General features: G+C 44.3%; 24 protein-coding genes. 17 read left to right on the top strand and 7 right to left on the bottom strand.

Annotation, left to right across the window (positions count from 1 at the left end; all coding sequences use genetic code 11):
• Window positions 1-9: 9 nt before the first annotated feature.
• The 6 genes from sfsA to QUA00_RS02420 all read left to right on the top strand — a co-directional run bounded on the left by sfsA (window position 10) and on the right by QUA00_RS02420 (window position 6,089).
• Window positions 10-741, top strand: coding sequence for a DNA/RNA nuclease SfsA (gene sfsA / locus QUA00_RS02445; protein ID WP_333306424.1), 732 nt, complete (start codon window positions 10-12; stop codon window positions 739-741).
• 618 nt (window positions 742-1,359) lie between these two features.
• Complete coding sequence (locus QUA00_RS02440; RefSeq protein WP_333408587.1) at window positions 1,360-2,682, top strand: 3-isopropylmalate dehydratase large subunit; 1,323 nt, start codon at window positions 1,360-1,362, stop codon at window positions 2,680-2,682.
• A gap of 163 nt (window positions 2,683-2,845) precedes the next feature.
• Window positions 2,846-3,634: a hypothetical protein gene (locus tag QUA00_RS02435; protein ID WP_333145337.1), complete on the top strand. Its 789-nt coding sequence runs from the start codon at window positions 2,846-2,848 to the stop codon at window positions 3,632-3,634.
• Window positions 3,635-3,676: 42 nt separating this feature from the next.
• A complete protein-coding gene (locus QUA00_RS02430) occupies window positions 3,677-4,438 on the top strand; it encodes a DNA-binding protein (RefSeq protein ID WP_333145336.1) in 762 nt (253 codons plus the stop codon).
• Between the two features lie 335 nt (window positions 4,439-4,773).
• Window positions 4,774-5,472, top strand: coding sequence for an aquaporin Z (gene aqpZ / locus QUA00_RS02425; RefSeq protein WP_333154687.1), 699 nt, complete (start codon window positions 4,774-4,776; stop codon window positions 5,470-5,472).
• 128 nt (window positions 5,473-5,600) lie between these two features.
• The gene (locus QUA00_RS02420) at window positions 5,601-6,089 is read left to right on the top strand and encodes a gluconokinase (RefSeq protein WP_333154688.1); all 489 of its coding nucleotides are present in this window, start codon (window positions 5,601-5,603) and stop codon (window positions 6,087-6,089) included.
• A 221-nt stretch (window positions 6,090-6,310) separates the two neighbouring features.
• On the opposite strand, the gene QUA00_RS02415 is transcribed toward QUA00_RS02420, so the two are convergent.
• Together QUA00_RS02415 and QUA00_RS02410 are read right to left on the bottom strand one after the other, a co-directional pair.
• On the bottom strand, window positions 6,311-7,288 hold the full coding sequence (locus QUA00_RS02415) for a carbohydrate kinase (RefSeq protein ID WP_333408586.1): 978 nt from the start codon (window positions 7,286-7,288) through the stop codon (window positions 6,311-6,313).
• A gap of 148 nt (window positions 7,289-7,436) precedes the next feature.
• Window positions 7,437-8,597 (bottom strand): RNA-guided endonuclease TnpB family protein, encoded by a 1,161-nt coding sequence (locus tag QUA00_RS02410; RefSeq protein ID WP_333408585.1) that lies wholly within the window; start codon window positions 8,595-8,597, stop codon window positions 7,437-7,439.
• Window positions 8,598-9,023: 426 nt separating this feature from the next.
• On the opposite strand from QUA00_RS02410, the gene QUA00_RS02405 reads away from it, so the two are divergent.
• The 8 genes from QUA00_RS02405 to QUA00_RS02370 all read left to right on the top strand — a co-directional run bounded on the left by QUA00_RS02405 (window position 9,024) and on the right by QUA00_RS02370 (window position 15,132).
• Window positions 9,024-9,299 (top strand): photosynthetic electron transport-dependent transcriptional regulator PedR, encoded by a 276-nt coding sequence (locus QUA00_RS02405; protein ID WP_006633901.1) that lies wholly within the window; start codon window positions 9,024-9,026, stop codon window positions 9,297-9,299.
• 34 nt (window positions 9,300-9,333) lie between these two features.
• Complete coding sequence (locus tag QUA00_RS02400) at window positions 9,334-9,615, top strand: hypothetical protein (protein ID WP_190742066.1); 282 nt, start codon at window positions 9,334-9,336, stop codon at window positions 9,613-9,615.
• 130 nt (window positions 9,616-9,745) lie between these two features.
• The gene (hisS, locus tag QUA00_RS02395; RefSeq protein ID WP_333408584.1) at window positions 9,746-11,023 is read left to right on the top strand and encodes a histidine--tRNA ligase; all 1,278 of its coding nucleotides are present in this window, start codon (window positions 9,746-9,748) and stop codon (window positions 11,021-11,023) included.
• Between the two features lie 367 nt (window positions 11,024-11,390).
• Window positions 11,391-12,161, top strand: coding sequence for a Uma2 family endonuclease (locus QUA00_RS02390; RefSeq protein ID WP_333408583.1), 771 nt, complete (start codon window positions 11,391-11,393; stop codon window positions 12,159-12,161).
• A gap of 96 nt (window positions 12,162-12,257) precedes the next feature.
• Window positions 12,258-13,391: a DNA cytosine methyltransferase gene (locus tag QUA00_RS02385; RefSeq protein WP_333408582.1), complete on the top strand. Its 1,134-nt coding sequence runs from the start codon at window positions 12,258-12,260 to the stop codon at window positions 13,389-13,391.
• A 47-nt stretch (window positions 13,392-13,438) separates the two neighbouring features.
• Complete coding sequence (locus QUA00_RS02380; RefSeq protein ID WP_333408581.1) at window positions 13,439-14,002, top strand: deaminase domain-containing protein; 564 nt, start codon at window positions 13,439-13,441, stop codon at window positions 14,000-14,002.
• Window positions 14,003-14,142: 140 nt separating this feature from the next.
• Window positions 14,143-14,790 (top strand): hypothetical protein, encoded by a 648-nt coding sequence (locus QUA00_RS02375; protein WP_333408580.1) that lies wholly within the window; start codon window positions 14,143-14,145, stop codon window positions 14,788-14,790.
• 117 nt (window positions 14,791-14,907) lie between these two features.
• A complete protein-coding gene (locus QUA00_RS02370; protein WP_333408579.1) occupies window positions 14,908-15,132 on the top strand; it encodes a DUF433 domain-containing protein in 225 nt (74 codons plus the stop codon).
• Window positions 15,133-15,245: 113 nt separating this feature from the next.
• On the opposite strand, the gene QUA00_RS02365 is transcribed toward QUA00_RS02370, so the two are convergent.
• From QUA00_RS02365 to QUA00_RS02350, 4 genes are read right to left on the bottom strand one after another with little or no spacing between them, the layout of a single operon-like run.
• Window positions 15,246-16,481 carry a class I SAM-dependent methyltransferase gene (locus tag QUA00_RS02365; RefSeq protein ID WP_333408578.1) on the bottom strand — a complete coding sequence of 412 codons (1,236 nt, stop codon included), beginning with the start codon at window positions 16,479-16,481 and terminating at the stop codon, window positions 15,246-15,248.
• Window positions 16,482-16,516: 35 nt separating this feature from the next.
• Entirely contained in the window at window positions 16,517-16,744 is a 228-nt protein-coding gene (locus QUA00_RS02360; RefSeq protein ID WP_333145324.1) for a type II toxin-antitoxin system HicA family toxin, read from the bottom strand.
• Entirely contained in the window at window positions 16,744-17,022 is a 279-nt protein-coding gene (locus QUA00_RS02355) for a type II toxin-antitoxin system HicB family antitoxin (RefSeq protein WP_333145323.1), read from the bottom strand. The genes QUA00_RS02360 and QUA00_RS02355 overlap by 1 nt, the downstream gene beginning before the upstream one ends.
• Window positions 17,023-17,062: 40 nt before the next feature.
• Complete coding sequence (locus tag QUA00_RS02350) at window positions 17,063-18,247, bottom strand: NAD(P)H-quinone oxidoreductase subunit H (RefSeq protein WP_333145322.1); 1,185 nt, start codon at window positions 18,245-18,247, stop codon at window positions 17,063-17,065.
• Window positions 18,248-18,304: 57 nt separating this feature from the next.
• Between QUA00_RS02350 and rsmH the strand changes: the two genes are divergently transcribed.
• The 3 genes from rsmH to QUA00_RS02335 all read left to right on the top strand — a co-directional run bounded on the left by rsmH (window position 18,305) and on the right by QUA00_RS02335 (window position 22,379).
• Window positions 18,305-19,207, top strand: a complete 903-nt coding sequence (rsmH, locus tag QUA00_RS02345) for a 16S rRNA (cytosine(1402)-N(4))-methyltransferase RsmH (protein ID WP_333408577.1) — start codon at window positions 18,305-18,307, stop codon at window positions 19,205-19,207.
• Between the two features lie 562 nt (window positions 19,208-19,769).
• Window positions 19,770-21,443, top strand: coding sequence for a SpoIIE family protein phosphatase (locus tag QUA00_RS02340; RefSeq protein ID WP_333408576.1), 1,674 nt, complete (start codon window positions 19,770-19,772; stop codon window positions 21,441-21,443).
• A gap of 513 nt (window positions 21,444-21,956) precedes the next feature.
• Window positions 21,957-22,379 (top strand): anti-sigma regulatory factor, encoded by a 423-nt coding sequence (locus QUA00_RS02335; RefSeq protein WP_333104293.1) that lies wholly within the window; start codon window positions 21,957-21,959, stop codon window positions 22,377-22,379.
• A gap of 523 nt (window positions 22,380-22,902) precedes the next feature.
• Here QUA00_RS02335 and QUA00_RS02330 read toward each other — a convergent pair.
• Window positions 22,903-23,337 carry a nuclear transport factor 2 family protein gene (locus QUA00_RS02330; RefSeq protein ID WP_333408575.1) on the bottom strand — a complete coding sequence of 145 codons (435 nt, stop codon included), beginning with the start codon at window positions 23,335-23,337 and terminating at the stop codon, window positions 22,903-22,905.
• Between the last annotated feature and the right edge of the window lie 273 nt (window positions 23,338-23,610).

Raw genomic sequence — 23,610 nt, 5'->3', positions numbered from 1 at the left:
TCAAATCGAATGACAGACTTAATTTACAAATATCCTCCTCTTTTACCCGGAATTCTCATCAAACGTTACAAGCGATTTTTTGCCGAAATAGAACTAGATTCGGGAGAAATCATCACCGCGCACTGTCCGAATACGGGCCCGATGACAGGTGTTTTGATTCCCGGCAATCCAGTGCTAGTATCTCCCAGCGACAATCCTAAACGCAAGTTAGCTTATACTTGGGAATTAATTAAAGTTTGCGACACTGTGCCAACTTGGGTGGGAGTTAATACTGGGCTGCCAAATCGAGTAGTTAAATTAGCTTTGGAATTGAAATTGTTTCCAGAGTTGGGCAATTACAGTGTAATTCAACCGGAGGTTGTTTACGGCACTGATAAAAAAAGTCGAGTGGATTTTTGGCTAACTGGTGAGGAAAAACCGATTTTTCTGGAAGTGAAAAATACAACTTGGGTAAAAGAGCAGTTGGCTTTATTTCCCGATACAGTGACGGAGAGGGGACAGAAACATTTGCGGGAATTAATGGAAGTGGTGCGGCAGGGTTCGAGGGCTGTAATGCTGTATTTTATTAATCGCGGAGATTGTACGGATTTTGCTCCGGGGGATAGTGCCGATCGCCTTTACGGAGAATTGTTCAGACAGGCTATAAGTGAAGGTGTAGAGGTTTTGCCTTGTCGGTTTGACGTGACACCGGAAGGTGTTCGGTATTTGGGATTGGCGAAGCTAAATCTTTATAGCCTTTAATCGTAGTGAAAAAGTGGGATTTTATAAGTTTACTAATACTGCAATAAACTTTCCTTGACCTTTCATTAAAACTAATAGTTCGCTCGCGCTTGACTAAATAAGTTTTTGGCGGATGAACAATAACTTCACAATCAGGCGTACTCCCACTTTGAGGAGAAGACGCTCATATTAATAAAAAATACTCGGTAAGTGGGAAACGAGCGTGGCTTCAGCCCGCTCGTGGAAAACGACACGGCGATTTCAATCGCCTTGAATCCCCTTGCGGGGTTAGAGGGGTATGGTTGCCCCTCTATGGAGATATGTTGTCTCCGAGTCCCTTTCGGGTAATGTTAGCTTCGCCAAGGTTATAAGAGCTTTTTAGACCTGCAACACTGTCGAGCGTGACTTTAAGACTGTTTAATTGCTTCGGACAGAGCGGAAAACTAGCTTCGCATTCAAGGAGTGTCGTGACTCAAAGAACGTAGTCAGTTAAGACGATGGCCCGTCAGAATAGCTTGTAATTTCTTACAAGCTCAGTGGCTTTAGCCCTGAGTTCCTGACAATAAATTTCCTCTCAACATCAGGCGATATTTCGTACAATACACTATGTAGCATCTAATAAAAAAGAGCGATCGCACTATGGGAATGACTCTGACCGAAAAAATATTAGCCAAAGCATCAGGCCGCACTAAAGTTGAGCCCGGAGAAAATATTTGGGTAGAAACAGACGTGTTGATGACCCACGATGTCTGCGGGCCCGGCACCATCGGCGTTTTCAAACGCGAATTCGGTGAGAATGCAAAAGTCTGGAACCCTGACAAAATCGTCCTCATTCCTGACCACTACATTTTCACGAACGACGAACGCGCTAACCGCAACGTCGATATTCTCCGCGATTTTGCCGCCGAACAAGGGATAAAATACTTTTACGACATCACGGATCGATCGGACTTCAAAGCAAATCCCGACTACAAAGGAGTTTGCCACATCGCCCTAGCACAAGAAGGCCACACCAGACCGGGCGAAGTGCTCTTCGGCACCGATTCCCACACCTGCAATGCCGGCGCTTTCGGACAATTTGCCACCGGTATCGGCAATACAGACGCGGCTTTTATCATGGGAACCGGCAAACTGTTAATCAAAGTTCCCGCAACCATGCGCTTTGTGTTCAACGGTGAACTGCCGGATTATTTGTTAGCAAAAGACCTAATTTTGCAGATTATTGGTGATATTAGCGTTGCCGGTGCTAACTACCGGACAATGGAATTTGCGGGCGATACAGTTGAGCGTTTGACGATGGAAGAACGGATGACGCTGTGCAATATGGTGATTGAAGCTGGCGGTAAAAACGGCACGGTTGCGCCGGACAAAACTACGTTTGATTACGTTACTTCGCGGACTGATAAAGCCTTCGATTCATTTTACAGCGATGGGGATGCTAAATTTTATAGCGATCGCACCTACGATGTCACCCAATTAGAACCAGTTGTCGCCAAACCGCACTCTCCCGACAACCGCGACTTAGCCCGCAACTGCCGCGATGTCAAGATCGATCGAGTTTACATCGGTTCCTGCACCGGCGGCAAAACCTCCGACTTTCTGAATGCCGCCCGCATTCTGAAAGGAAATCAAGTCAAAGTTCCGACTTATTTAGTACCAGCAACTCAGAAAGTTTACGAAGATTTGTTTGTCACAAAATACGATGGTCAAACCCTTTCGGAAATCTTCTTAGCTGCCGGCTGCATCGAACCCGCAGCGCCTTCTTGCGCCGCTTGTTTGGGCGGCCCGAAAGATACTTTTGGGCGGATGAACGAACCAGAAATTTGTGTATCTACAACTAACCGGAATTTCCCCGGCCGCATGGGGAATAAAGAAGCGCAAGTTTATCTAGCTTCGCCTTATACGGCGGCGGCTTCTGCGCTGACTGGGTATGTCACAGATCCGCGCGAATTCCTGTGTTAGAAGTTGTTAGCGATGTTTAGAATCTTAGATCCTCCACTTCTTAAAGAAGTCGAGGATCTGGGTATTCTGTTTTTTTAGATGGATTTACCTATCGCTGAACGTGACAGCGATCGGCTAGTTAGAATAAAATGAAAATAAATATCGATGTCAAATCTAAAAAGTCATGATCGATCATAATATTTTCCGTAAAGTGGCTACCACATTTGCCCTAATTGCTATTACCATATCATGCAGTGCAACGAAGACAGTAACTCGGGCACAAAAGAAAGCAGAAAAGCCACAGCCACAGATTGCTTATGGCGATTTAATCGTTGACTCTGAATCAGAATATATTATGATTCCAGTTATCTTATCTAGCGATGAAAAAAAATCTGGACACAATCCTATCTCATCAAAATTAAGTTTTTCAAGGGGCCGTCGTATGATTGGTTATAATATGATTTTTTATAACAAAACTAACGGAGAATCTAATATTCTATTAAATAGAAAAGCGTTAATATCTAAATTTGAATATTTGCCAGGTAAAAAAGATATAGAAAATCCCAGCCATCAAAATGAACAAACAAATCAACCGAAGCAAAATCCCTCAAAAAAAGTATCCAGCAAGCCTCAGAATCAATTGCTGTTGTTTCATATCATAGATAGCGACACAAATGCTGATGGCAAACTTGACGATGCAGACGCGATCGTTGGATATTTATCTAACTTGGCAGGCAAATCGCTTCAGGCAATCGCTCCGCCCGATACCCAGTTAATGAGTTGGGTATTTGATAAAAAGAGCGGCGGTATTTTTGTTACAATTAGAAAAGACTCCGATGGCGATCGCAAATTTACCGAAAAAGATGATATCGATTTTGTCCGAGTTAATGTCAGCAAACCCAATGTTGGCAAAGAGATAATCGACGGTAAAACTCGGCAAAAATTGCAAAAAAATATTCTTAGTTCAAAGTAAACATAAGGTGCACACCCTACTTGAATTGACAGGAGATTTACTTTGAAAACACTATTTTTGGCTTGGCAAAGCCCGGACAGCGGTTCTTGGTTTCCGATTGGTCGATTGACATTTAACGGTAAAGAATACCAGTTCAATTATACAAATGGTGTTCTAGAAGCTAAACTTAAGTGCGGGTTTCAACCTTTGCCATCTTTCCCGGATTTCAATAATGTTTACACTTCACAGAAACTGTTTGCGTTGTTTTCTAATCGAGTGATGGCGCGATCGCGCCCTGAGTACCCTGAATTTGTGCAGTGGTTGAATATCCCTGAACACGAACATGACCCAATTGCTTTATTGGCGCGCAGCGGAGGCAAACGGGCAACTGATAAATTTGAGGTGTTCCCTTGTCCCGAACCAGATGAAAATGGACGTTACTGTATCCATTTTTTTGCAGATGGACTGCGATACCTTTCCAAGTCGGCAATTGAACGGATTCATCGGCTTCAAGTGGGCGAACTTTTGTATTTAGCCCACGAATTTAAAAATCCGCGCCCTTCCCGTCTGCTTCTGTGTACTAAAGATCACTGGATTGTCGGCTATTGTCAGCGCTATCTGGTGGATGATATTTTTGAAATTATTTCGCAGCATCCAGAATTGGTTCGCGTAGAAGTCGATCGCCTCAATCAACCCCCAACGCCGCTACAGTTCCGCTTGCTGTGCAAGATGACTGCCGATTGCCAGCAAGGCTTTCGCCCTTTCCAAGGCCCGATGTACCAGCCTGTTAGCAGTGATGTTGTAGCTGCAAGTGCGATCGGATAATCAGCAACAATAAGTAAAATTACGATCGCACAATTAGGAAAAAAGTCAAGTTAATTATTGTGAATTGAATACAGAAGATTGCACAATTTATACAAATAATTGGCTCACTCTTGACATTTTTTCCATAATAGAGTATGTTTGAGCTAATTTATCGATTCCCAATTCCGCAGTCTCAGTTTAAGCCCAGAGAATTTATGAAAGTTAGAGCTACACGTTGCTAATGATTTCCATTAGTATTGTGGCGCTTAGTGAAACAAATTCGAGTTCTAATTTTTAGAATTAGAACTCGTAGGGGTGTGAAATAGACAGATCAGAAACTTCCGAGAATTGTGAGTATGAACAAAAAAATAAAGATTGGGGTTGCTGAAGCTTTTGGTACTTTTGTGTTGGTATTAGGTGGATGTGGCAGTGCGGTTTTAGCTGGAGACAAAATCGGCTTTTTGGGAGTGTCGATCGCCTTTGGTCTATCCCTCTTAATCATGGTTTATACCATCGGCCCTATCTCTGGATGCCACATTAATCCGGCGGTAAGTATCGGTTTAGTAGTTGCGAAACTGATCGATGCTGTTTTGCTTCCTTATTATATAGGAGGTCAGATTGTAGGGGGAATTTTAGGCGGTCTTGTTTTGTACATGATAGCATCAGGAAAACCCGGATTTGATGCGGCTGCTTCTGGATTTGCATCTAACGGTTTTGGAGAACATTCTCCCACTGGTTACGGACTTTTGGCAGCAGCTTTGACGGAAATTGTACTAACTGCTTTTCTGTTATTTACAATCATGGGTACTACCCATCCCAAATATCCCGTCGGTTTGGGCGGAATTCCGATCGGCTTGATGCTGGTGTTGATTCACTTAGTCGGAATTCCCGTAACCAATACTTCAGTTAACCCAGCTAGAAGTATCGGTGTCGCACTTTTTCAAGGCGGATGGGCAATCCAACAGTTATGGGCGTTTATTGTATTCCCTGTGATGGGTGGAATTATCGGCGTTTTGGCTTATAATTTCATTAAACCCACTATGGAAGAAATTTAAGCGACAATCATAAATAAACCGGGTTTATTGAATTTTTTAGGGTGGTAGAATTCATCCGGCAACTTAAGAAACCCGGTTTGTCGATCGCACAACTTGATAAAGTTCCAAGTATTCGATAAATAGGTGCCATGATTACGATCGTGATGGGAGTCTCAGGTTCTGGCAAAACTACTGTAGGCAAGTTGCTGGCGCAATCTCTCAACTGGGATTTCAGCGATGCTGACGATTTTCACCCATCAGCTAATATCGATAAAATGAGTGGGGGCATTCCTTTAGAAGATGCGGATCGCCTTCCTTGGCTTTTACAATTGCAAGCTGCAATAGACAGGTGGCTGTTAGAAAATAAAAATGTGGTTTTGGCTTGTTCTGCTTTAAAAACATCTTACCGCGAAATGCTCTACCGAGACCAAAAGCGAATGAAGATAGTTTATCTAAAATGTTCTTTTCAGCTATTAGCCACAAGGTTAAAAACTCGCGAAAATCACTACATGAAAGCAGACTTGCTTTTAAGTCAGTTAGACAGTCTCGAAGAACCAGAAGATGCAATTATCATAGATGCTTCGCAGCCGCTAGAGTTAATCGTGCGCCAAATTAAAAATCATCTGATGTGCGGTTAATTGCCCCAAATAAAACCTATAATACTAGATCTGGCTTCAATACCAGTTTATTTATTAGTCCCTCTTAACTAGGGCGAGAGTTTGTAGAGTAGCGATTTTAATCGCCGAGTCTTATAGAGGGTTTTTAACGCGAATTTGTATAAGAGTTATTTTTTCGGAGCAACCGGGTTTCTGAAGCAAATTTAGCCCCCTCTCCGTTTCCGGGGGAGAGGTTGGGCGTGCTAATTTTTGTACAAATACAAGAAAGCTTCTACTTCAGCGGCGGTTGGTTGAGCTTTAATTGCCCCAGGTTTCATCGCTGTCATCGAACCTACGGCATTCGCATAAGTTACAACTTTTTTTGTTATTTCTGGAGCGGCTAAACTCTTAATTCCCACCTTGCACAATTGGCTGACAAAACCAGCCAGAAAACCGTCGCCGGCACCATTTGTATCCTCAACATCTACTTTAAAGGCGGGAATTTTTCCTTCATTTTCCGAGATACAATAGGCGCAACCTTTCTCGCCCGCAGTAACCAAAACGCCTTCTACGGAATCGAGGCGGTAGGTAATAGCTCCAGCGTCGGTAGTGTCAAACAACCATTCGGCTTCTTCCTCAGATAACTTGACAAAATCCACTTTTTTTAAGATTTTTCTAATGGGCGCTTTTGCTTCGTCTGGATTTGGCCAAAACACGGGACGCCAATTGATGTCCAGTATAATTTTAACGTCGTACTGTTCTGCTAGTTCGATCGATCGGGCGATCGCCTCTCGACTTTCAGGATAAGCTAATTCTAAAGTGCCTAGCACTAAATATTCGGCATTTTCAAACAGCACTTCGGGTAGTTGTGCAGCGAGGAGGCGGGTGTCGGCAAAATCCGCAGTATCGAATTCGCCAAAACCGGCAAAAGATCGATCGCCCGCTTCATTCCGCAAGACATAAACTTGCCGCGTCGGCGCACTTGGATGTCGCTGCACTCCAGCAATATCAACCCCTACTTCTTGCAATACTTGCACTAGGGAATTTCCCAATTCATCCCCACCTACAGCACCGATAAATCCCGCCGCCGTCCCCAATTTAGCCAAAGCACAGGCAACATTAGCAGGAGCACCGCCGGGATATGCCGTCCAAGATTCTACCTCTTCGAGAGATACTCCTGGTTTGTCTGCTAAACAATCAAATAAAACTTCACCCAGACACAGAACGCGAGGATAAGTCATATCTCTTTTAGATTTTAGATTTGAGATTTTAGACCAGCAGTAGACAGCTCAATAATTATTTTTAACCCATCTCAGAAAAATTGCAAGCTATTTTTTAATGGCTGCTCCTTTGACAACTCCCCGCCGTAAAACGGCCGAGATTCTTCCTTCATCCAACGTTGCCTCTAAAAGCAGTGCCTTTAGATGGTCTTACACGTCGTCTGGAAGCGTTAGCGAGATGCCCTCCCGCCAAAAGTCGTAAACCTTCATCGCGGATATTCATGGCGGCGTTAATGTCTCTGTCATGTACCGTTTGACATTTGGGACATTGCCAGCTACGAATATCTAAACTCAGGTTATCTAGTTGATGTAAACAGTTACTACAAGTTTTGGAACTGGGGAAAAATCTATCGATTTCGATATAGATTCTTCCCTCCCACTCTGACTTATACTTCAACATGGTGCAAAATTTACCCCATCCAGCATCACTGATTGATTTAGCTAGTTTGGAATTTTTTACCATGTTTCTAACTGCCAGATTTTCTACAATTATGACTTGGTTTTCGTCAACTAATTTACGACTTAGTTTTTGGAGAAAATCTTCACGACATCTGGTGATTTTTGAATGCACTTTAGCAACTTTAATCCGTGCTTTTTTACGATTGCTAGACCCTTTTTGTTTGCGACTAAGTTGCTTTTGTCTCTTGGCTAATTTAACTTCATATTTACGGTAATATTTGGGGTTGCCATGCTTAGTCCCGTCGGACGTAATTGCATAATAATTTATCCCCATGTCTATACCAATAGCTTTTCCCTCTGATGATGAAACAGGCTTATCTTTACCATCATCGTAGAGACAAGCGGCGTAGTATTCACCTGATGGATTTAGCGATACGGTAACAGATTTTAACTTCCCTTCGAGCAATCGAGATACTTTGCAGTAAACCTTACCTAGTTTAGGCAACGTGAGATAGTCGCCATCTAATTTAATTCCTTGTGGAAATCGGATAGATTGCTTTTGTCCCTTTTTCTTAAAATTTGGGTATTTAGCCCGTTTCTCAAAAAAGTTCAAAAAACCACTAGACAAATCCAATCCTACTTGCTGTAAACATTGTGAAGGTGGTTCTGTTAACCATTCATATTCTTTTTTTAGCGAAGGTAACAAATTAATGATGTCGTTTCGACTTAAACCCTTACCTGTTGCTTTGTAAGTTTCACTGGTTAGGTTAAGCGCAAAATTGTAAAACCACCGTACACATCCAAACGACTTACCAAGCAATATAGATTGCTCTTGAGTCGGATAGATTCTGTACTTGCAGGCTTTTAACATTGCACTTACCAAACTATATTTGCTATGGTAAGCTAAAGTGAAACAAAAGTAAAGTCCCCCTAGAAGGGGGAGGTTTTAGACCCAATTTTTCGATAATATCAGACTTATTGATACTGGCAGTTACTCGCTCAACGCACAAGTGCAGTGCGGGCGTATCAGTTGTTTTACCTGAAAACACCTGCGGGTTTGGCCCGGATGCCAGATGCGCGCAGGTAAAGGGCTCACCCGCCGCCCTCCGGTGCCAGCAGTGCAAGTCGGTGCGGGTCATGCTGTGTCGGCGCTGAGTTTGCACTTTTTGCGATTCTGCAAGCGAGTTGGTGCTTCGGCCCCGAAAGAGTAGCACAGCAAATTTAATTTTCTCTTCATACTTCATCCCTCATCCTCTAGAATTGTAGATAGGTAAATATGCAGACATAGGAAAAATTTATGAGTGGGATTGTCTCTGGAACCCCTGTCACCCTGTCGGACAGAGAATTGCAAGTGGTAGAGTTAGTAGCGGCGGGATTGACTAATGAGAAAATTGCCGAAAAGTTAGAGATTAGCAAGCGTACAGTTGACAACCACATTAGCAATATCTTGAACAAGACGCGCGCTGACAATCGAGTTACCCTTGTACGCTGGGCGTTGCAGTGGGGAAAGGTATGTTTGGACAATATTAACTGCTGTCCTCTACCGCGACCGATCGATAAAGAAGTATCTTAAGTAGGGTTTCTGGTTGGGTACAGGCAAAGAAATGATGCAAACGGCACAAGAAAAACAACTCCGCTATCACATTCAATCCCCTGGATTGCCGCTGGCGGTGTATCGCGAAGTGGCGACCCATTTGCGTCAAGTTGAAGGGGTGCAAACCGGTTTAATCCCGCAGCAGTCGCAGCGGTTTGATTACAGCGACAGCCAAATTGGGGGTTTGTGGATACAGTATCCTGAAGGGTTCGATTTGGCAGGTCGCGAGCGGGTCGATCGCATTTTGGCTTATTATGGCGATCGTTACGGAGCCTGGGAATTATTAAGTCATTAGTTATTGGGAATTGTTAGCTGTTGACTGTTGACTGTTAACTGTTGACTGTTGACGGTTAACTAATAACTAATGATTAATAACTAATGACAAATGACTAATGACCAATGACTAATGACAACTGACTAACAAAATGAGTGCAATTAAAACTTTACCGGGAACGCGGGATATTTTGCCCGCTGAAATTCAATATTGGCAAAATATAGAAGAAGTCGCTAGAACAATTTTGAAAAAAGCGGCTTATCAAGAAATTCGGACGCCAATTTTTGAACAGACATCTTTATTTGAACGCGGCATCGGAGAAGCTACCGATGTCGTGGGTAAGGAAATGTACACTTTTAAGGATAAGGGCGATCGATCGACTACTTTGCGCCCAGAAGGCACCGCCGGAGTAGTGCGAGCTTTTATTCAAAACAGTTTGTACGCAGCGGGAGACGTGCAGCGTCTGTGGTATGCTGGGCCGATGTTTCGCTACGAACGCGCGCAAGAGGGAAGACAGCGGCAGTTCAATCAAATTGGCGTGGAAGTCTTGGGGAGTGCGAATCCTCGTGCGGATGTCGAAGTAATTGCGATCGCCTGTGATATCCTGCAAACTCTCGGTTTAAAAAATTTGCGTCTCGATATTAATTCCGTCGGAAATAAGCAAGACAGACAAAATTATCGGCAAGCATTAATAGATTATTTTACACCGCACAAAGACGAATTAGACGCCGATTCTCAAGACCGCTTGACTCGCAATCCGCTGCGGATATTGGACAGCAAAAATCAGCGGACTCAAGAAATTGTAGCTGGTGCGCCTAGCATTTTAGAATATTTGGGAGAGGAATCGCGAGATCACTTCGAGCAAGTGCAGCAGATGCTCACAAATTTAGGAATTAGTTATCAGTTAAATCCCCGATTAGTGCGCGGTTTAGATTACTATACCTACACCGCATTTGAAATTATCTCCGACGATTTGGGAGCGCAAGCCACAGTTTGCGGAGGCGGCCGCTACGACGGTTTAGTAAAAGAATTGGGTGGCCCAGATACGGCGGCAGTCGGTTGGGCAATGGGTATCGAAAGGTTGATTATCCTGCTGCAAAAGTTGCAACCTTTGCCCGCGCCCAAGTTGGATTTTTATTTGGTATCCAGGGGCGAAAAAGCAGAACAGCAATCGGTATTGTTAGCTCAAAAATTGCGAAGTGCCGGGTTTAGTGTAGAGATAGATTTGAGCGCTAGTGCTTTCGGGAAACAGTTTAAAAGAGCCGACAGAAGCGGTGCGGTTGCGTGTTTAGTTTTGGGAGATGCGGAAGCTGAAAACGAGACGGTACAGTTGAAGTGGTTGGCGAGTGGCGAACAAAGTGCGATCGCCCAATCGGAACTACTAGCAATGACAAACGAGCTACAGCAGAAGATCATAGCTGCATATTAAGTCCGGCAGGGAATGAATTCCCTGCCTCAAAGCTAAAGTCCTCGCTATGAGGACTAATTATAGCCTTTCTCAAAAAGGTGAGGTACGAATTTTGACCTAGAAAGCTTGAGAATACAGGGTTTCTGTATACCTCATTTATCTGAAAACCGCTATATTTTAACAGTTTTCTTCTCAGTCCTCTTCAGAGGACTTTAGCTATTAGCCAGGGGTTTCAACCCCTGGCGGACTGTCGGCTTAAGTCGTTACTAATTGGCTCTGCTTGGTAACGCAGATCCAGAGGCTCTGCCTCGTCATTAAGCCATTAACATTAATCCCAAAAACCAAGAGATATAATTTAAACATTAAAACATTTAACCTCTAATAAACTATGTCTGTAGCAACAAAAAATTATGAAACAAAACTCACAATCACCTGGCCGCTACTACCACAAGATTTCCAACTACCAGACGACCCCGTAGAAGACGAAAGCCAACCATTATTAGCCGCCGCTTTGCGCCAGCCGCTAACAGGATTTCCTGAATTAATGCAGGATGCCTTAATTGTTTGCAACTTTGCCTTGTGTGCCGGCATAAGTTTCCCAGGTTCAAGCAGCGACGAACAGCGTATTATCTGCAAAGCACCAGATTGGATGTACGTGAAACCCGTCAATCCAAAAAATGTCTCGCAAGTCCGCCGCAGTTACACGCCACACACAGAAGGAACCATCCCCCAAATCGTGATGGAATTTCTTTCAGAAACCTATGGAGAAGAATACTCCGTTGAATTTACCTCGCGGGTGGGAAAGTGGTATTTTTACGAGCAAGTAATCAAAGTCCCCCGATACGTCATATTCCGAGCGAAAACAGCTCATTTAGAAGTTTACGCTTTAGAATCAGAACACTACAACTTGCAAAAAGCAGATGAAAACGGACGTTATTGGATACCGGGATTAGACTTGTTTTTAGGTATTTGGGAAGGAACCCACGAAGGAAGGACAGGCTGTTGGTTCAGGTGGTGGAATCCTGAAGGCGAGTTGTTGCTGTGGTCGGAAGAACGAGTAGAACAAGAACGCCAACGGGCCGATCGCGAAAGACTCCGCGCGGAAAAATTGGCCGAAAAACTGCGTCAAGCGGGGCTCGAGTTAGATGATGAAGAGTGAAATATCAATTGATGAGTCGAGTTCGATCGTGTTTTGGTATGATGACACTCTTGTGGTGCCGGCATCCAGCCCGCCCTTGGCTAACTTTGCACTCCTATGTTAATCGAACGTCTCCAGCCGATCGCCTGGACAAAACAACCGCGACTCATATCCTTATTTTCTGGTTGCGGCGGCATGGATTTGCCATTCCACCAAGCCGGATTTGAGGTAGTTTGGGCGATCGACTCCAATAAATACGCCTGCAAAACATTCAGCAGAAACATTGCTGATGTCATCATCAACGACAGCATAGAAAATATAGACATTGCACAAGTTCCCGAAGCTGAAATATGTATAGGAGGGTTCCCCTGTCAAGATTTCTCCCTAATTTGGAAGCGGCCCGGACTTGAAGGAACCAGAGGCAATTTATATACATACTTTCTCGATTTTGTCAACAAAAAAAAGCCCAAAGCTTTTGTAGCAGAAAATGTCAAAGGCTTATTAAGTGCCAATAATTATCAAGCAATAAAACAAATAATTTCTGACTTTGAAAGTATCGCTCCGGGCTACTTAGTTAAACCTAAACTCTACAACTTTGCCGATTACGGAGTTCCGCAATTTCGGCAAAGAGTGTTATTAGTTGGCATTCGGATGGATACAGGATTTAACTTTGTGCATCCTCAGCCAGAATACGGGCCAAATCGCAAAAATCCCTATCGAACAGCGGGCGAAGCACTCAAAAATGTGGAAGCAGTTCTTGACAATAACCAACATCATAAAATTCAAGCCCGCACCGTTGAAATTTTAAATCGAATTAAACCGGGAGGCAATTTCTCTGATATTCCCAAAGATAGTCCATACTATGTCAAAGGCATGATCAGTCACGTTTATCGCCGAATTCATCCAGATAAACCATCATCGACAATCATTGCTGGTGGAGGTGGCGGAACTTGGGGTTATCATTATTTAGAACCGCGTTCTTTGACAAATCGTGAAAGAGCAAGATTGCAAACATTTCCCGATGATTTTGTTTTTGAAGGTTCTACGACTGAAGTACGGAGGCAGATTGGCAATGCAGTGCCGCCGCAGGGAATCGCTGCTGTTGTTGAGGCTTTAATTCCGCTATTTAAGGGGGATTATCCGCAAGTGGATTTATATGAAATGAGTAAAAAGTTGCAGGAGATGTCAATTCAACAACGATTAAAATGGGCTGAATTAGAATTCTCCGAGCCGAGTTTGCAGTTAACTTGAAAGTTTGGTATAATTAAAATACCTGAGTCAGACGAGGCTTTAAGCTTATGTCTAAGTCAGGTTATATATATTTTTCTTATAAAACTAAAAATATTCGCGTGAAACAAAACTTAACTACAGGAAGCCCCTATAGAAACACACCTCATTACGAGTATCCCCAAGAGATCCCTGAGCCGTTTGCGGACATCGTAGAGGAACTGCGGACTAAGGTTCAAAATGCTCGATCAACTCATATTAAAAAAGCCATTTCTGGTAATGTTGCTGTTGCCAAACTCGAACTCGACATGGGTGGAGTTTATAGCCAAGAAGCTACCAGCAAGCGAGATCCTCTAAATATTCCAGGTGAAGAGGATGGACCAAAGTTGTTTTTTGAGCCAAGGCTTAACAGAATAGCATCCTGCAACAACAAAGAACACGCGGAGTACAAGCTTTTCAATAAAATTGCAGAAGAGTTAGAAAGAGATGATCTTTCCTTGGATGCAGAAGGAATACTCTACCTTTACACTGAGAGAGATATGTGTTCTGGCTGCAACATTACTTGTGATGAGGACTTTAAGATGAGGTTCCCGAAGATTCAAGTGATTATCTTCTACGAACGTCCATATCCGTAGACATATCAGTATAGACAGCCAGTAAAGGCTATCAAGGCTTTACTGGCTTCTGTACCCAAAGTAAAATTGAGGTGATATGAAGGTGACAATGAACTGGCTCATAGTTTATGATTAATGAAAAACATAAGGAGGGAAAGTCAATGATCGAGTTTGACATAGGCTACTACAGAAATTTTCAATTGCCCAGCAACTCAGATATTCCTGAGCAATTACAGGAAACTCTTCACAGGGTTTGGGAAAGAAAGTATCGTGATTTATACGAAACGGGTGGAAAGTGCAATGTAGAAGAAGCTTTTGTAGAAGTAATGACAGCTTTTGGAATGCCTAATGATCCAATATCCCATCAGCGATACGTCTACATGGCTTATGGAATAGCATTAGCAGCTAAACCGACCATTAAACATTACTTTCCTGAAGAACACAAGGCTGATATCGTTGAAGGAATTGTATCTTGTTGGCTGAAGGATGGTGGTGAAATTCCCGAAACTTGGGCAGATACCTTGTTTCCTAATATCAACAAAATTGGAAAATATCAAGCTACTGACGAAGCTTATAATATCTTTTACGGCTTGCTGCAAACACTCAACAGCAAAACAGCCTATAATGCCATCTTAGATATTATGTATGATGCCATTACTGGTGATGCCATTACTGGTTTTACTGAAGCCAGACGAGATATGTTTAATTGGTGGTTGATTGAAGTGATTCCTGCTGCTTATTGTTTAAAGCTGCCATCTACTTTATATTCTGGAAAAGGGGATTTTTCAACCCGGAGTCAGTGCGCTTAAGTGATGACAAAAGTAATTGGTACAGCTTAATTAGTTAATAATCATGGGAATCCAGTTATTGACAATTGCGATCACACTCATTCATACTATAACTAAGCGTTGTAGGAGCTAACTTTAATGTCAGATATATTCGCAAGAATCACGGTTAATCCTAGACAGTGTGGCGGTCGCCCTTGCATTCGCGGCATGAGAATTCGGGTATCAGACGTACTGGACTTATTTGTGGCTGGTTTGAGTGCGGAACAAATACTAGAAGAAATGCCCCATCTTGAAGCAGACGATCTGAGAGCATCTCTTTTGTATGCTTCGCGCAAACTCAATCATCCGGTATTGGTTGCATGACAATAATTTGGGTAGATACAGAATCAATCAAAATTACATCACCGTTAATCAGCGTTCATCTGCGGTTCAAAAAATCTCAACTATTAAATTAGTTAATAATCAATCTGGAATAATCAATCTGGCACCATCAAACCCTTCAAAATTCTCCCCTTTTCCTCCTCCCTCAACCCCTTACACTGCACCAAAACCCCAAACCCCCCCAAACCCATCGGATCGATCAATTGATGCAAAGCCTCCCGGCGCCGCAAAAACGTTGCCACATCCAATACTTCCGCATCATTTGTAGACAAAGAAGCAATACGATCGCCCAAACCCAACGCCATCAAAAACAAAGCCTGCTGAGTAAACCCTACCACATCCAAACCGCACAATTCCCCCTGCCTTTCCAACGCCGTAAAATTAACATGAGCCGTTAAATCCTGCCGCCCCACATTAATATAAGGATTATTGTGATATCGGTGGCGATAATAACACTGTAGCGTCCCCTCCCTGCGCCTCGGATTGTAATAGCGGTGCGCCGGATGGCCGTAATCAATAGTTAACAAATATCCCCGCTGCAACTTTTGAGCAACTGTACTCATCCAGTCCAAAGCCGCCAAATTTACCTCACTGCGATATCCGTCCCCATAAACACTCGCCGACAAATCGATGCCCACCAAATCCAAATATTCGCCAATTTTAGGGGTGGAAACTTCGCCAATTACTTCAACAAATTTTATTTCTTCTTGTTCATTTTTTGGGGTTTCTGCGGCAACATAAATCTCCCTAACTTGCCCTTCTTGCAGAATGAATTGATGCACTGGTAAAGCATCCACTAACTCGTTAGAAAAGAAACAACCGACAATTGAATTATTAACTATCTCATCCCAATTACACCACTTAACACACTTAATATCGGCTAAAGTTTGCCGCTGTTCCGCTTGGAGGCCAGGGGAAACTTCAATAATAATGTATTCTAAAATATGAAAGAAATCGGGATGTTGCCGTTGCAGATATTGCAGCACATTTTCGGCAAAATTTCCCCGCCCAGCGCCTATTTCTACGATCGCGAAATTGAAAGGGCGATCCTCTTCGAGGGCTCCGCTAACGAGAAATTCCCACATTTCCACAAACTGCTGTGCCAAAACCTCCGCAAAATCAGCACCCCAGTGAGACGACGTGATAAAATCGCCTTGTTTGCCGATCGACGGGCGATCGCTATTGTAATATCCGTGCTGCGGATGATATAATGCCAAATCCATATATTCAGCAAAAGTAATACGCTGCTGGGGACGGGCGGCAATTCTTTCGCCGATTAAAGCGCAGAGTTCCGGGTTGCTGTCATTGATATCTGGTTGCTGGGATGTCATAATTTTTATGAGGCACTTAATCAAGCTGAACAAAATCATTCGAGTAGTGCTATAAACTCTTCCCTTGTGAGTTCTGCATCCCGCAGTATCTTGCGGAGTAAACCTCTACCTATGGTTTTGCCAGCATGGACAGGAATCGTTACTACCCGTCCATCTGCATGGATCATTCGCACATGACTGCCCTTTTGTCTAATCGTCTGAAAGCCTGCATTTTCTAAGGCGCTAATAACTGTATTTCCTATTAAAGCTGGTAGTTTTGGCATTAAATCATCACCCTTTGAATACCTACAAATTCAGGTAATTTTTCATTACCCTCTTCTTCTAAACAAAGTGCAATAACTTCTTTAATATTCGCAATCAACTCATCAATAGTCTCACCTTGGCTATAACAGGCTTTTAGCTGTGGGACTTCCCCGACATAATAGCCATCTTCATCTCGTTCAATAATGACGTAGAACTCTTGCTTGCTGACATTCATTCTGCAACCTCTTTGTTCTTTAAATGTTACTCTATCATTATTAACAGTCAGGGCTTTAGTCATACTCGTTTAATAACTAAAGCCCTTACTGCTAACAGCGGATCTACCTGTCAACCGATCCCATAATAATGTCGATACTCCCCAAAATTGCCACCAAATCCGCAATCTTCACGCCGCGCACAATGTGAGGCAAAATCTGCAAATTATTAAAATCCGCAGCCCGAATCTTCCAGCGCCAAGGAAACACAGTATCATCCCCGATAATATAAATCCCCAACTCACCCTTGCCGCTTTCAACGCGGACATAATGTTCGCCCTTGGGAATCTTAAAAGTCGGGGCAACTTTTTTGCCAATAAACTGATAGTCAAAACCATTCCATTCAGATTTTGGCCCGCTTTCTAAGCGCTTCGCTTCCAAATTCTCGTAAGGGCCGCCGGGGAGTCCTTTTAAGGCTTGATTGATAATCTTAACCGACTCGCGCATCTCCCGAATCCGTACTAAATACCGGGCTAAACAATCGCCAGCAGCTTCGGTACAAACTTCCCAGTCGAAGTCGTCATAACATTCGTAATGGTCAACTTTCCGCAAATCCCAATTTACGCCGGAACCGCGCAACATGGGGCCCGAAAGTCCCCAGTTAATCGCTTCGTTGCGGGAAATCGTACCCAAGCCTTCAATCCGGCGACGGAAGATTGGATTGTTGGTAATTAAACGTTCGTACTCGTCAATTTTGGGAACGAAATAATCGCAGAAATCTTGGCACTTATCTACCCAACCGTAAGGCAAATCGGCGGCAACTCCGCCAATGCGGAAATAGTTATTATTAACCATGCGATAACCGGTCGCTGCTTCCCACAAGTCGAGAATTGGTTCGCGATCGCGCATAGTATAGAAAAAAGGAGTTTGCGCGCCCACGTCCGCCAAAAACGGCCCTACCCACATCAAGTGGTTAGCAATCCGGTTCAACTCCAGCATGATTACCCGAATATAACTAGCCCGTTTGGGGACAGCAATATTTGCCAACTTTTCCGGTGCATTCACTGTCACCGCTTCGTTAAACATCCCCGCAGCGTAGTCCCAGCGGCTCACGTAGGGCACGTACATCACGTTGGTGCGATTTTCGGCGATTTTTTCCATCCCCCGGTGCAGATAGCCCAAAACAGGCTCGCAGTCCACCACATCTTCCCCGTCTAGGGTGACGATTAGCCGGAGTACCCCGTGCATGGATGGGTGGTGCGGCCCCATGTTGAGCACCATCGGTTCGGTTCTAGTCTCAATTCTTGACATAATTAAATGAATTAATGATTACTAGCTATTGTTGATTTTTGTTTGGCTTTTATGATTATGAAGGATATCGAGCTCTCTGAGAAGGAGACCCTTGGATCGGATGTCAGTATTGACACCTATCACGTTCCAGTTTTGGGAAGCGAGTTAATTGCGGGTTTGGCTGTGCGTCCAGGCGGGCACTATTTAGACGCGACGCTTGGGGGCGGCGGACACACGAGTTTGATTTTAGCGGCGGCGCCAGATGTTACAGTGGTGGCGATCGACCGCGATGAACAAGCGATCCGTTTTTGCCAAGCCCGATTTGCCAACTCGCCCGTTGAGTTTTGGCACGGCAACTTTGCTGAATATCAGTCCCCAGAGGCCGAATTTGATGGTATCATAGCAGACTTGGGCGTCAGCTCTGCTCAGTTCGATACACCGGAACGGGGATTTAGTTTTCGCCACCCAGCTCAACTAGATATGCGTATGAACCAGCAGCAATCTTTGACGGCAGAAGAGATTATCAACCACTGGGAAGAAGTTAAACTAGCAGATATTATTTACAAGTACGGCGAAGAGCGACTGTCGCGGCGCATCGCGAGGCGGATTGTGCAAAGCCGTCCTTTTCAAACTACAACAGAACTTGCAGGGGCGATCGCCTCCAGCTTCCCCCCCAAGCAGCGCAACGGCAGAATCCATCCGGCCACCCGTACTTTCCAAGCTTTAAGGATAGCCGTCAACTCCGAACTCGCTTCTTTAGAAACTTTCCTAAACCTTGCCCCACGGTGGTTAAAACCCGGTGGGAGAATCGGAATCATTACCTTTCACAGTCTCGAAGACCGACCAGTCAAGCACCAACTCAGAGGAACACCCAATTTGCAGGTACTGACAAAAAAGCCGATCGTGCCACAATCCGAAGAAGTCGCTAGAAATCCCCGCTCTCGTTCTGCTAAGCTCAGACTGGCAGAAAGATTAGCTTGATTCGGCAGTAGTAATATGCTTGCTGCAAAAAGTTCAGAGATTAAGAGGACTTGCATCCTGCAATCAAGTACGATGCGGCAAAGATGTAGGGAATAGCGCCAACAACCCACCACTAACCCTCCGGGTACAGTGGGGCTTGAAATACAGCCGGTGTTGACCAGACTTAGGTAGCAATACTTGCGTTAGTAGTAAGTGTTAAAATTCACACCGAGGACAGTGCCCAGCTAGTTAAGAACTCTGCAATCAGAGCATTAATTAGCCGTTTTGAATGCTGGTGTGTTTAGAAAAGTACCGACTGCTAACAAGGTCATTGCTCGTATCACAGCGTTAAAGCTGACTCGGGAATTTTCCCTATTGAAGCGGCCTACCGAGGCGGGTTACAGTATCGAAAGCCTCTCATCTGTGCGAACAGATGGTGCGAAAGGAATGCTCACCTTGAGGTAAAACGGGTTTCTTTAACTCAACTTGACGTAACTGATATGTTGCATATATCCAGCCCTCCTTTTCCTCCCGCCACCTTGCTGAATACAGCTATGGTGGGGGTTTTCAAGGGGGAAGAAAGATGAGTCGGGGAGATGGAAGCAAGCTGAAACTGATGGTAGTCGATGACGAACCCGACAACTTGGATTTATTGTACCGGACGTTTCGACGCGACTTTCAGGTTTACAAAGCAGATAGCGCCCTCAGCGCCCTGGAAGTTCTAGACGAACAGGGCGAGATGGCGGTGATTATATCTGACCAGCGAATGCCAGAAATGAATGGCACCGAGTTTTTGGGGAAAACAGTCGAGCGATTTCCCGATACGATTCGGATTCTGCTAACGGGATACACCGATGTTGAAGATTTGGTTGAGGCCATCAACTCAGGTCAAGTTTTCAAATACATCACCAAACCGTGGAATCCAGAAGAACTCAAATTGGTGATCAATCAAGCCTCAGAAACTTACAAATACTACAAGCAGCGCAGCGTTGCATTGCGCCGCGCTTTACGCAAGGAATCTCTGTTCAATGAGGTAATGAGCGTGATTCGCGGGTCGCTAGATTACTCTAGTATGGTACAAACTATTGTTCAAACCGTAGGTCAAACTTTTGAGGCCAACTATTGTATGCTGCGGCCGGTAGAGACCGATCGACTATTGCCGAGTACCTTCCCCTACCAAGCTCAAACCGACGAGGCCAGTAGCTTTTCTTTTGATGAAAATTTGCTGGTTCAAGCTGTAGCCACCCGCCAAACTCAAGTGAACTCAAACAGTGGGGGGAATGCTAACTCGGTTGAGATTGCCGTGCCCCTGACTTACCAGCAAGAATTGCTGGCGGTACTGGCTTTGTCCCAGATTGGCGGCACTAACCCTTGGTCAGCAGAAGAGATAGAGTTAATAGAAGGTGTAGCAGCTCAAGCTGCTCTCGCCCTGTCTCAAGCTAAGCTATATCAGCGCACTCTGGATTTAGCCAAGCAGATGCAAAACGAGTTGGAAGTGGCTCGCCAAATCCAAACAAACTTGTTGCGCCAAAGTTGGCCGGATTTTGAAACTGTCAGGGTGCAAGCTTGCTGTTATCCCGCGCGGGAAGTGGGTGGCGACTTTTTTGAAGTCTACGTCCACTCCCAAGGGGATATTTGGATAGCGGTGGGAGATGTTTCGGGTAAGGGAGTTCCGGCTGCTCTATTTATGGCGAGCGCGATTTCGGTGATGCGTCGGGAACTTTCCCAAGAAGTTTCTCCAGAGCCCGATCGAGTTATGCACAATATGAATAGCAGTATGTCTGACGACCTGATCGGCAACAACCATTTTATTACAATGGTTGTAGCTCGTTACACTCCGTCAACCGGACACCTGGCATTTGCTAATGCCGGTCACATTTACCCGATTGTTTGGTCTCACTCGGAGGTGAAAGCTCAAGCCGCTAGCGGTGAAACGCCAGCCGAGCCGAATTTCCTGAAAGCTCGTGGCATTCCCTTGGGGATACTACCAGTTTGGAGAGGCAAAGCAGGTACGATCGAATTAAAGTCAGGAGATGTATTTCTGCTGACGAGTGACGGAATTACTGAAGCTAGCGTGACGACTGAAGCGGTCGCAGGGGGTGTACCAACCCGTTCTATGCTACAACAAGAAGGGCTTTGGCAACTCTTGATTCAGGAACCTGGTTCTTTCAACTTGGACAATTTGTTGGCTTACATCCGAGCCGACAATCCCGTTCAGGAAGACGACCAAACCATACTCTCTCTGGAGGTTCTTTGAATCTGTCAGCGACTCCCGACGCATAGTCGGGGGTGAGCGCCGAAAAAACTTAAGCCCTGCTTGTTGAGGGCCCATAGAGTAGTCCTGCAAAGGACGGCGTTATCGTCAACAGTCAAAAACCACAGTAAAAAACCTAGCCGGCGATGGCGCAGCTAGTTTCCTGAATCGCTTTCCTGGGGGATTAAATACCTGTCAAGGGTTAAGGTAGAAGGCATTCGTCAGAAAAAACCAACGCTTCTTAAAAGCCAAGGATTGAAACACAGATTTTTTATACCTCGCTGCTTGCAGTCTCGGTATAATTATCAATTGTTAGTGGGCTTTAGACTCATAACAAAAGTTTTCAACTATACTCTTAACTTCTGCCTTATACCAAATGACGAATGCCTGATTTTTAACCAGAAAAGGCTAGTATCCCCCGATTAGTGACAAGTATTGAGGCCGAATCCATTCGGCGCGTCGTGTTTCATACCTGGTGTGAAGACACAGGGGTTTTCAAACTTACGGGATTTTTTTATGAATACTGAGCTTCATGTGCCAAGCGACTTGCGGTTTTTAACAATTGTTGAAAATTGGTTGCTGAGCAGTTTGGAAGTAGAGCTAGGAGAGCACGTCGATTGGCCGCGTCAGTCGAATCGTTTGCGCTTGGTGTTAGCAGAAGCCTATTCTAACGTGATCCGCCATGCTCACAAAGATCAACCCAATTTGCCCGTGTTAATTCGCTTGAATTTAAAAAATAGGGATATTGGTTTAGAAATTTGGGATTACGGTAAAGGTTACGAAATGGATACTTACAATCCCCCGATGCCGGAAGCTAAACAGGAAAGCGGCTACGGCTGGCTGATTATGAGCAGACTTATGGATCGGGTGGACTACACTTTGCAAATAGACGGTCGCAACTGTCTCAAGTTGGAAGCGAGTTTGCCGGAAAAATCTTAATTAGTCGTTAGTCATTAGTCATTAGTCCTGAGTGATTAATGATTGGCAATGCACTTTTAGACTCGCTTTGGCTGTCTGTCGCACGCGCTGCGGTGACAGCCACTTTTTCGTGCAGTATCGTCAATCGATTTTAGATTTTAGATTTTAGATTTTAGATTTTAGAATTGAAGCATTGACTTGCGCGAGATAAATTCGGGGGGCAAGTTTCATCGGATAAAGGTTTTTTATTTCTGGGTTCTGAGTCTGCTTTCGGAATGAATCACGTGGCGGGTATCCTGGATGCTTTCGGTCAGCCCAAGGCGAGACTGTAAGACTGTAGGGGTACAGTCCCGATCGCACAAATACCCCAGAAACGGGTTTTTTATACCGTGAGTGGCACTTCACCAAAGATTTGAATAAAAACCCGGTTTCTGCCTCATTCTGGCGATAAATAGCCGATTAACCTGTCGATCGCACGAATTTAGCTATGACGTGCGATCGACAGGTCAAACCAAAATAGGCAATTTAAATGTGAAACAGCTTATCAAACATCAAATTTCGTCTGCGACCGCATATTTAGCAATTCTTGGGGAGAAGCTAACAGTTTGACTGTGACAGAAAGGATTTTTTGGTCAGAATTGAGCAAGAACAGCCATCCGACATTAACACCAAATGCGGAAGTTTGCACCCGGCCGCTGACCTGAACTTCAACATTGCCATCTTCTAAAATTTGGCTGACACCTTTCTGGGGTTCTAGCTGCATTCCTCGTGCTTCTTTTTTGAGATAAGTGGCGATCGAGATGCTGCCGATAATTGGATCTTCAAACGGGGCGTGCAGAACCCCATCATCGGCAAATAAATTAGCCGTCGCGTCAAAATCGCCCGCGTTTAAAGTTTCAAAATATCGCAGTACCGTTGGGTTTGTGATGCCTGCAATCTTTATAGAGGTAGTTAAAATAGGTCGAGTTGTGGCGGTCATAAAACAAGTGATTTTAGATGAATGACTATACTCTAATCATTCTCTTTGTCGCAGCAAATCCCTCAAAAGATATAAGTAGGGCTAGGAAAATAATTCTCCGAAAAAAGGAGGAACCGGAGAGTGTCGATCGCAGCTTTCAAAGCGATCGACCAAAATCAATATTACTTTCAAAAAATGTAAGGGTAGCCAAGGTGTAAACCCTGATACCATCAGCCATTTCCCATCCTTCAATTCTTGAATCTAAAATTTAAAATCTCAAATCTAAAATGATAG

Origin of the sequence: Microcoleus sp. T2B6 (assembly GCF_036700475.1) — a bacterium.
Classification (GTDB): domain Bacteria; phylum Cyanobacteriota; class Cyanobacteriia; order Cyanobacteriales; family Microcoleaceae; genus Microcoleus.
The sequence above is the reverse complement of the archived record's forward strand: the minus strand, read 5'-3'. Positions and strand labels throughout refer to the sequence as shown.

Bases quoted from the DNA above. Each gene is read 5' to 3' on its own strand.
- QUA00_RS02330 (WP_333408575.1), bottom strand. From the start codon at position 23,337: ATGACCGCCACAACTCGACCTATTTTAACTACCTCTATAAAGATTGCA.
- QUA00_RS02365 (WP_333408578.1), bottom strand. From the start codon at position 16,481: ATGACATCCCAGCAACCAGATATCAATGACAGCAACCCGGAACTCTGC.
- QUA00_RS02420 (WP_333154688.1), top strand. From the start codon at position 5,601: ATGATTACGATCGTGATGGGAGTCTCAGGTTCTGGCAAAACTACTGTA.
- QUA00_RS02415 (WP_333408586.1), bottom strand. From the start codon at position 7,288: ATGACTTATCCTCGCGTTCTGTGTCTGGGTGAAGTTTTATTTGATTGT.
- QUA00_RS02380 (WP_333408581.1), top strand. From the start codon at position 13,439: ATGTCTAAGTCAGGTTATATATATTTTTCTTATAAAACTAAAAATATT.
- QUA00_RS02385 (WP_333408582.1), top strand. From the start codon at position 12,258: ATGTTAATCGAACGTCTCCAGCCGATCGCCTGGACAAAACAACCGCGA.
- QUA00_RS02435 (WP_333145337.1), top strand. From the start codon at position 2,846: ATGATCGATCATAATATTTTCCGTAAAGTGGCTACCACATTTGCCCTA.
- QUA00_RS02360 (WP_333145324.1), bottom strand. From the start codon at position 16,744: ATGCCAAAACTACCAGCTTTAATAGGAAATACAGTTATTAGCGCCTTA.
- QUA00_RS02410 (WP_333408585.1), bottom strand. From the start codon at position 8,597: ATGTTAAAAGCCTGCAAGTACAGAATCTATCCGACTCAAGAGCAATCT.
- QUA00_RS02440 (WP_333408587.1), top strand. From the start codon at position 1,360: ATGGGAATGACTCTGACCGAAAAAATATTAGCCAAAGCATCAGGCCGC.
- QUA00_RS02405 (WP_006633901.1), top strand. From the start codon at position 9,024: ATGAGTGGGATTGTCTCTGGAACCCCTGTCACCCTGTCGGACAGAGAA.
- QUA00_RS02400 (WP_190742066.1), top strand. From the start codon at position 9,334: ATGCAAACGGCACAAGAAAAACAACTCCGCTATCACATTCAATCCCCT.
- QUA00_RS02350 (WP_333145322.1), bottom strand. From the start codon at position 18,247: ATGTCAAGAATTGAGACTAGAACCGAACCGATGGTGCTCAACATGGGG.
- QUA00_RS02335 (WP_333104293.1), top strand. From the start codon at position 21,957: ATGAATACTGAGCTTCATGTGCCAAGCGACTTGCGGTTTTTAACAATT.
- aqpZ (WP_333154687.1), top strand. From the start codon at position 4,774: ATGAACAAAAAAATAAAGATTGGGGTTGCTGAAGCTTTTGGTACTTTT.
- sfsA (WP_333306424.1), top strand. From the start codon at position 10: ATGACAGACTTAATTTACAAATATCCTCCTCTTTTACCCGGAATTCTC.
- QUA00_RS02370 (WP_333408579.1), top strand. From the start codon at position 14,908: ATGTCAGATATATTCGCAAGAATCACGGTTAATCCTAGACAGTGTGGC.
- hisS (WP_333408584.1), top strand. From the start codon at position 9,746: ATGAGTGCAATTAAAACTTTACCGGGAACGCGGGATATTTTGCCCGCT.
- QUA00_RS02375 (WP_333408580.1), top strand. From the start codon at position 14,143: ATGATCGAGTTTGACATAGGCTACTACAGAAATTTTCAATTGCCCAGC.
- QUA00_RS02355 (WP_333145323.1), bottom strand. From the start codon at position 17,022: ATGACTAAAGCCCTGACTGTTAATAATGATAGAGTAACATTTAAAGAA.
- rsmH (WP_333408577.1), top strand. From the start codon at position 18,305: ATGAAGGATATCGAGCTCTCTGAGAAGGAGACCCTTGGATCGGATGTC.
- QUA00_RS02340 (WP_333408576.1), top strand. From the start codon at position 19,770: ATGAGTCGGGGAGATGGAAGCAAGCTGAAACTGATGGTAGTCGATGAC.
- QUA00_RS02390 (WP_333408583.1), top strand. From the start codon at position 11,391: ATGTCTGTAGCAACAAAAAATTATGAAACAAAACTCACAATCACCTGG.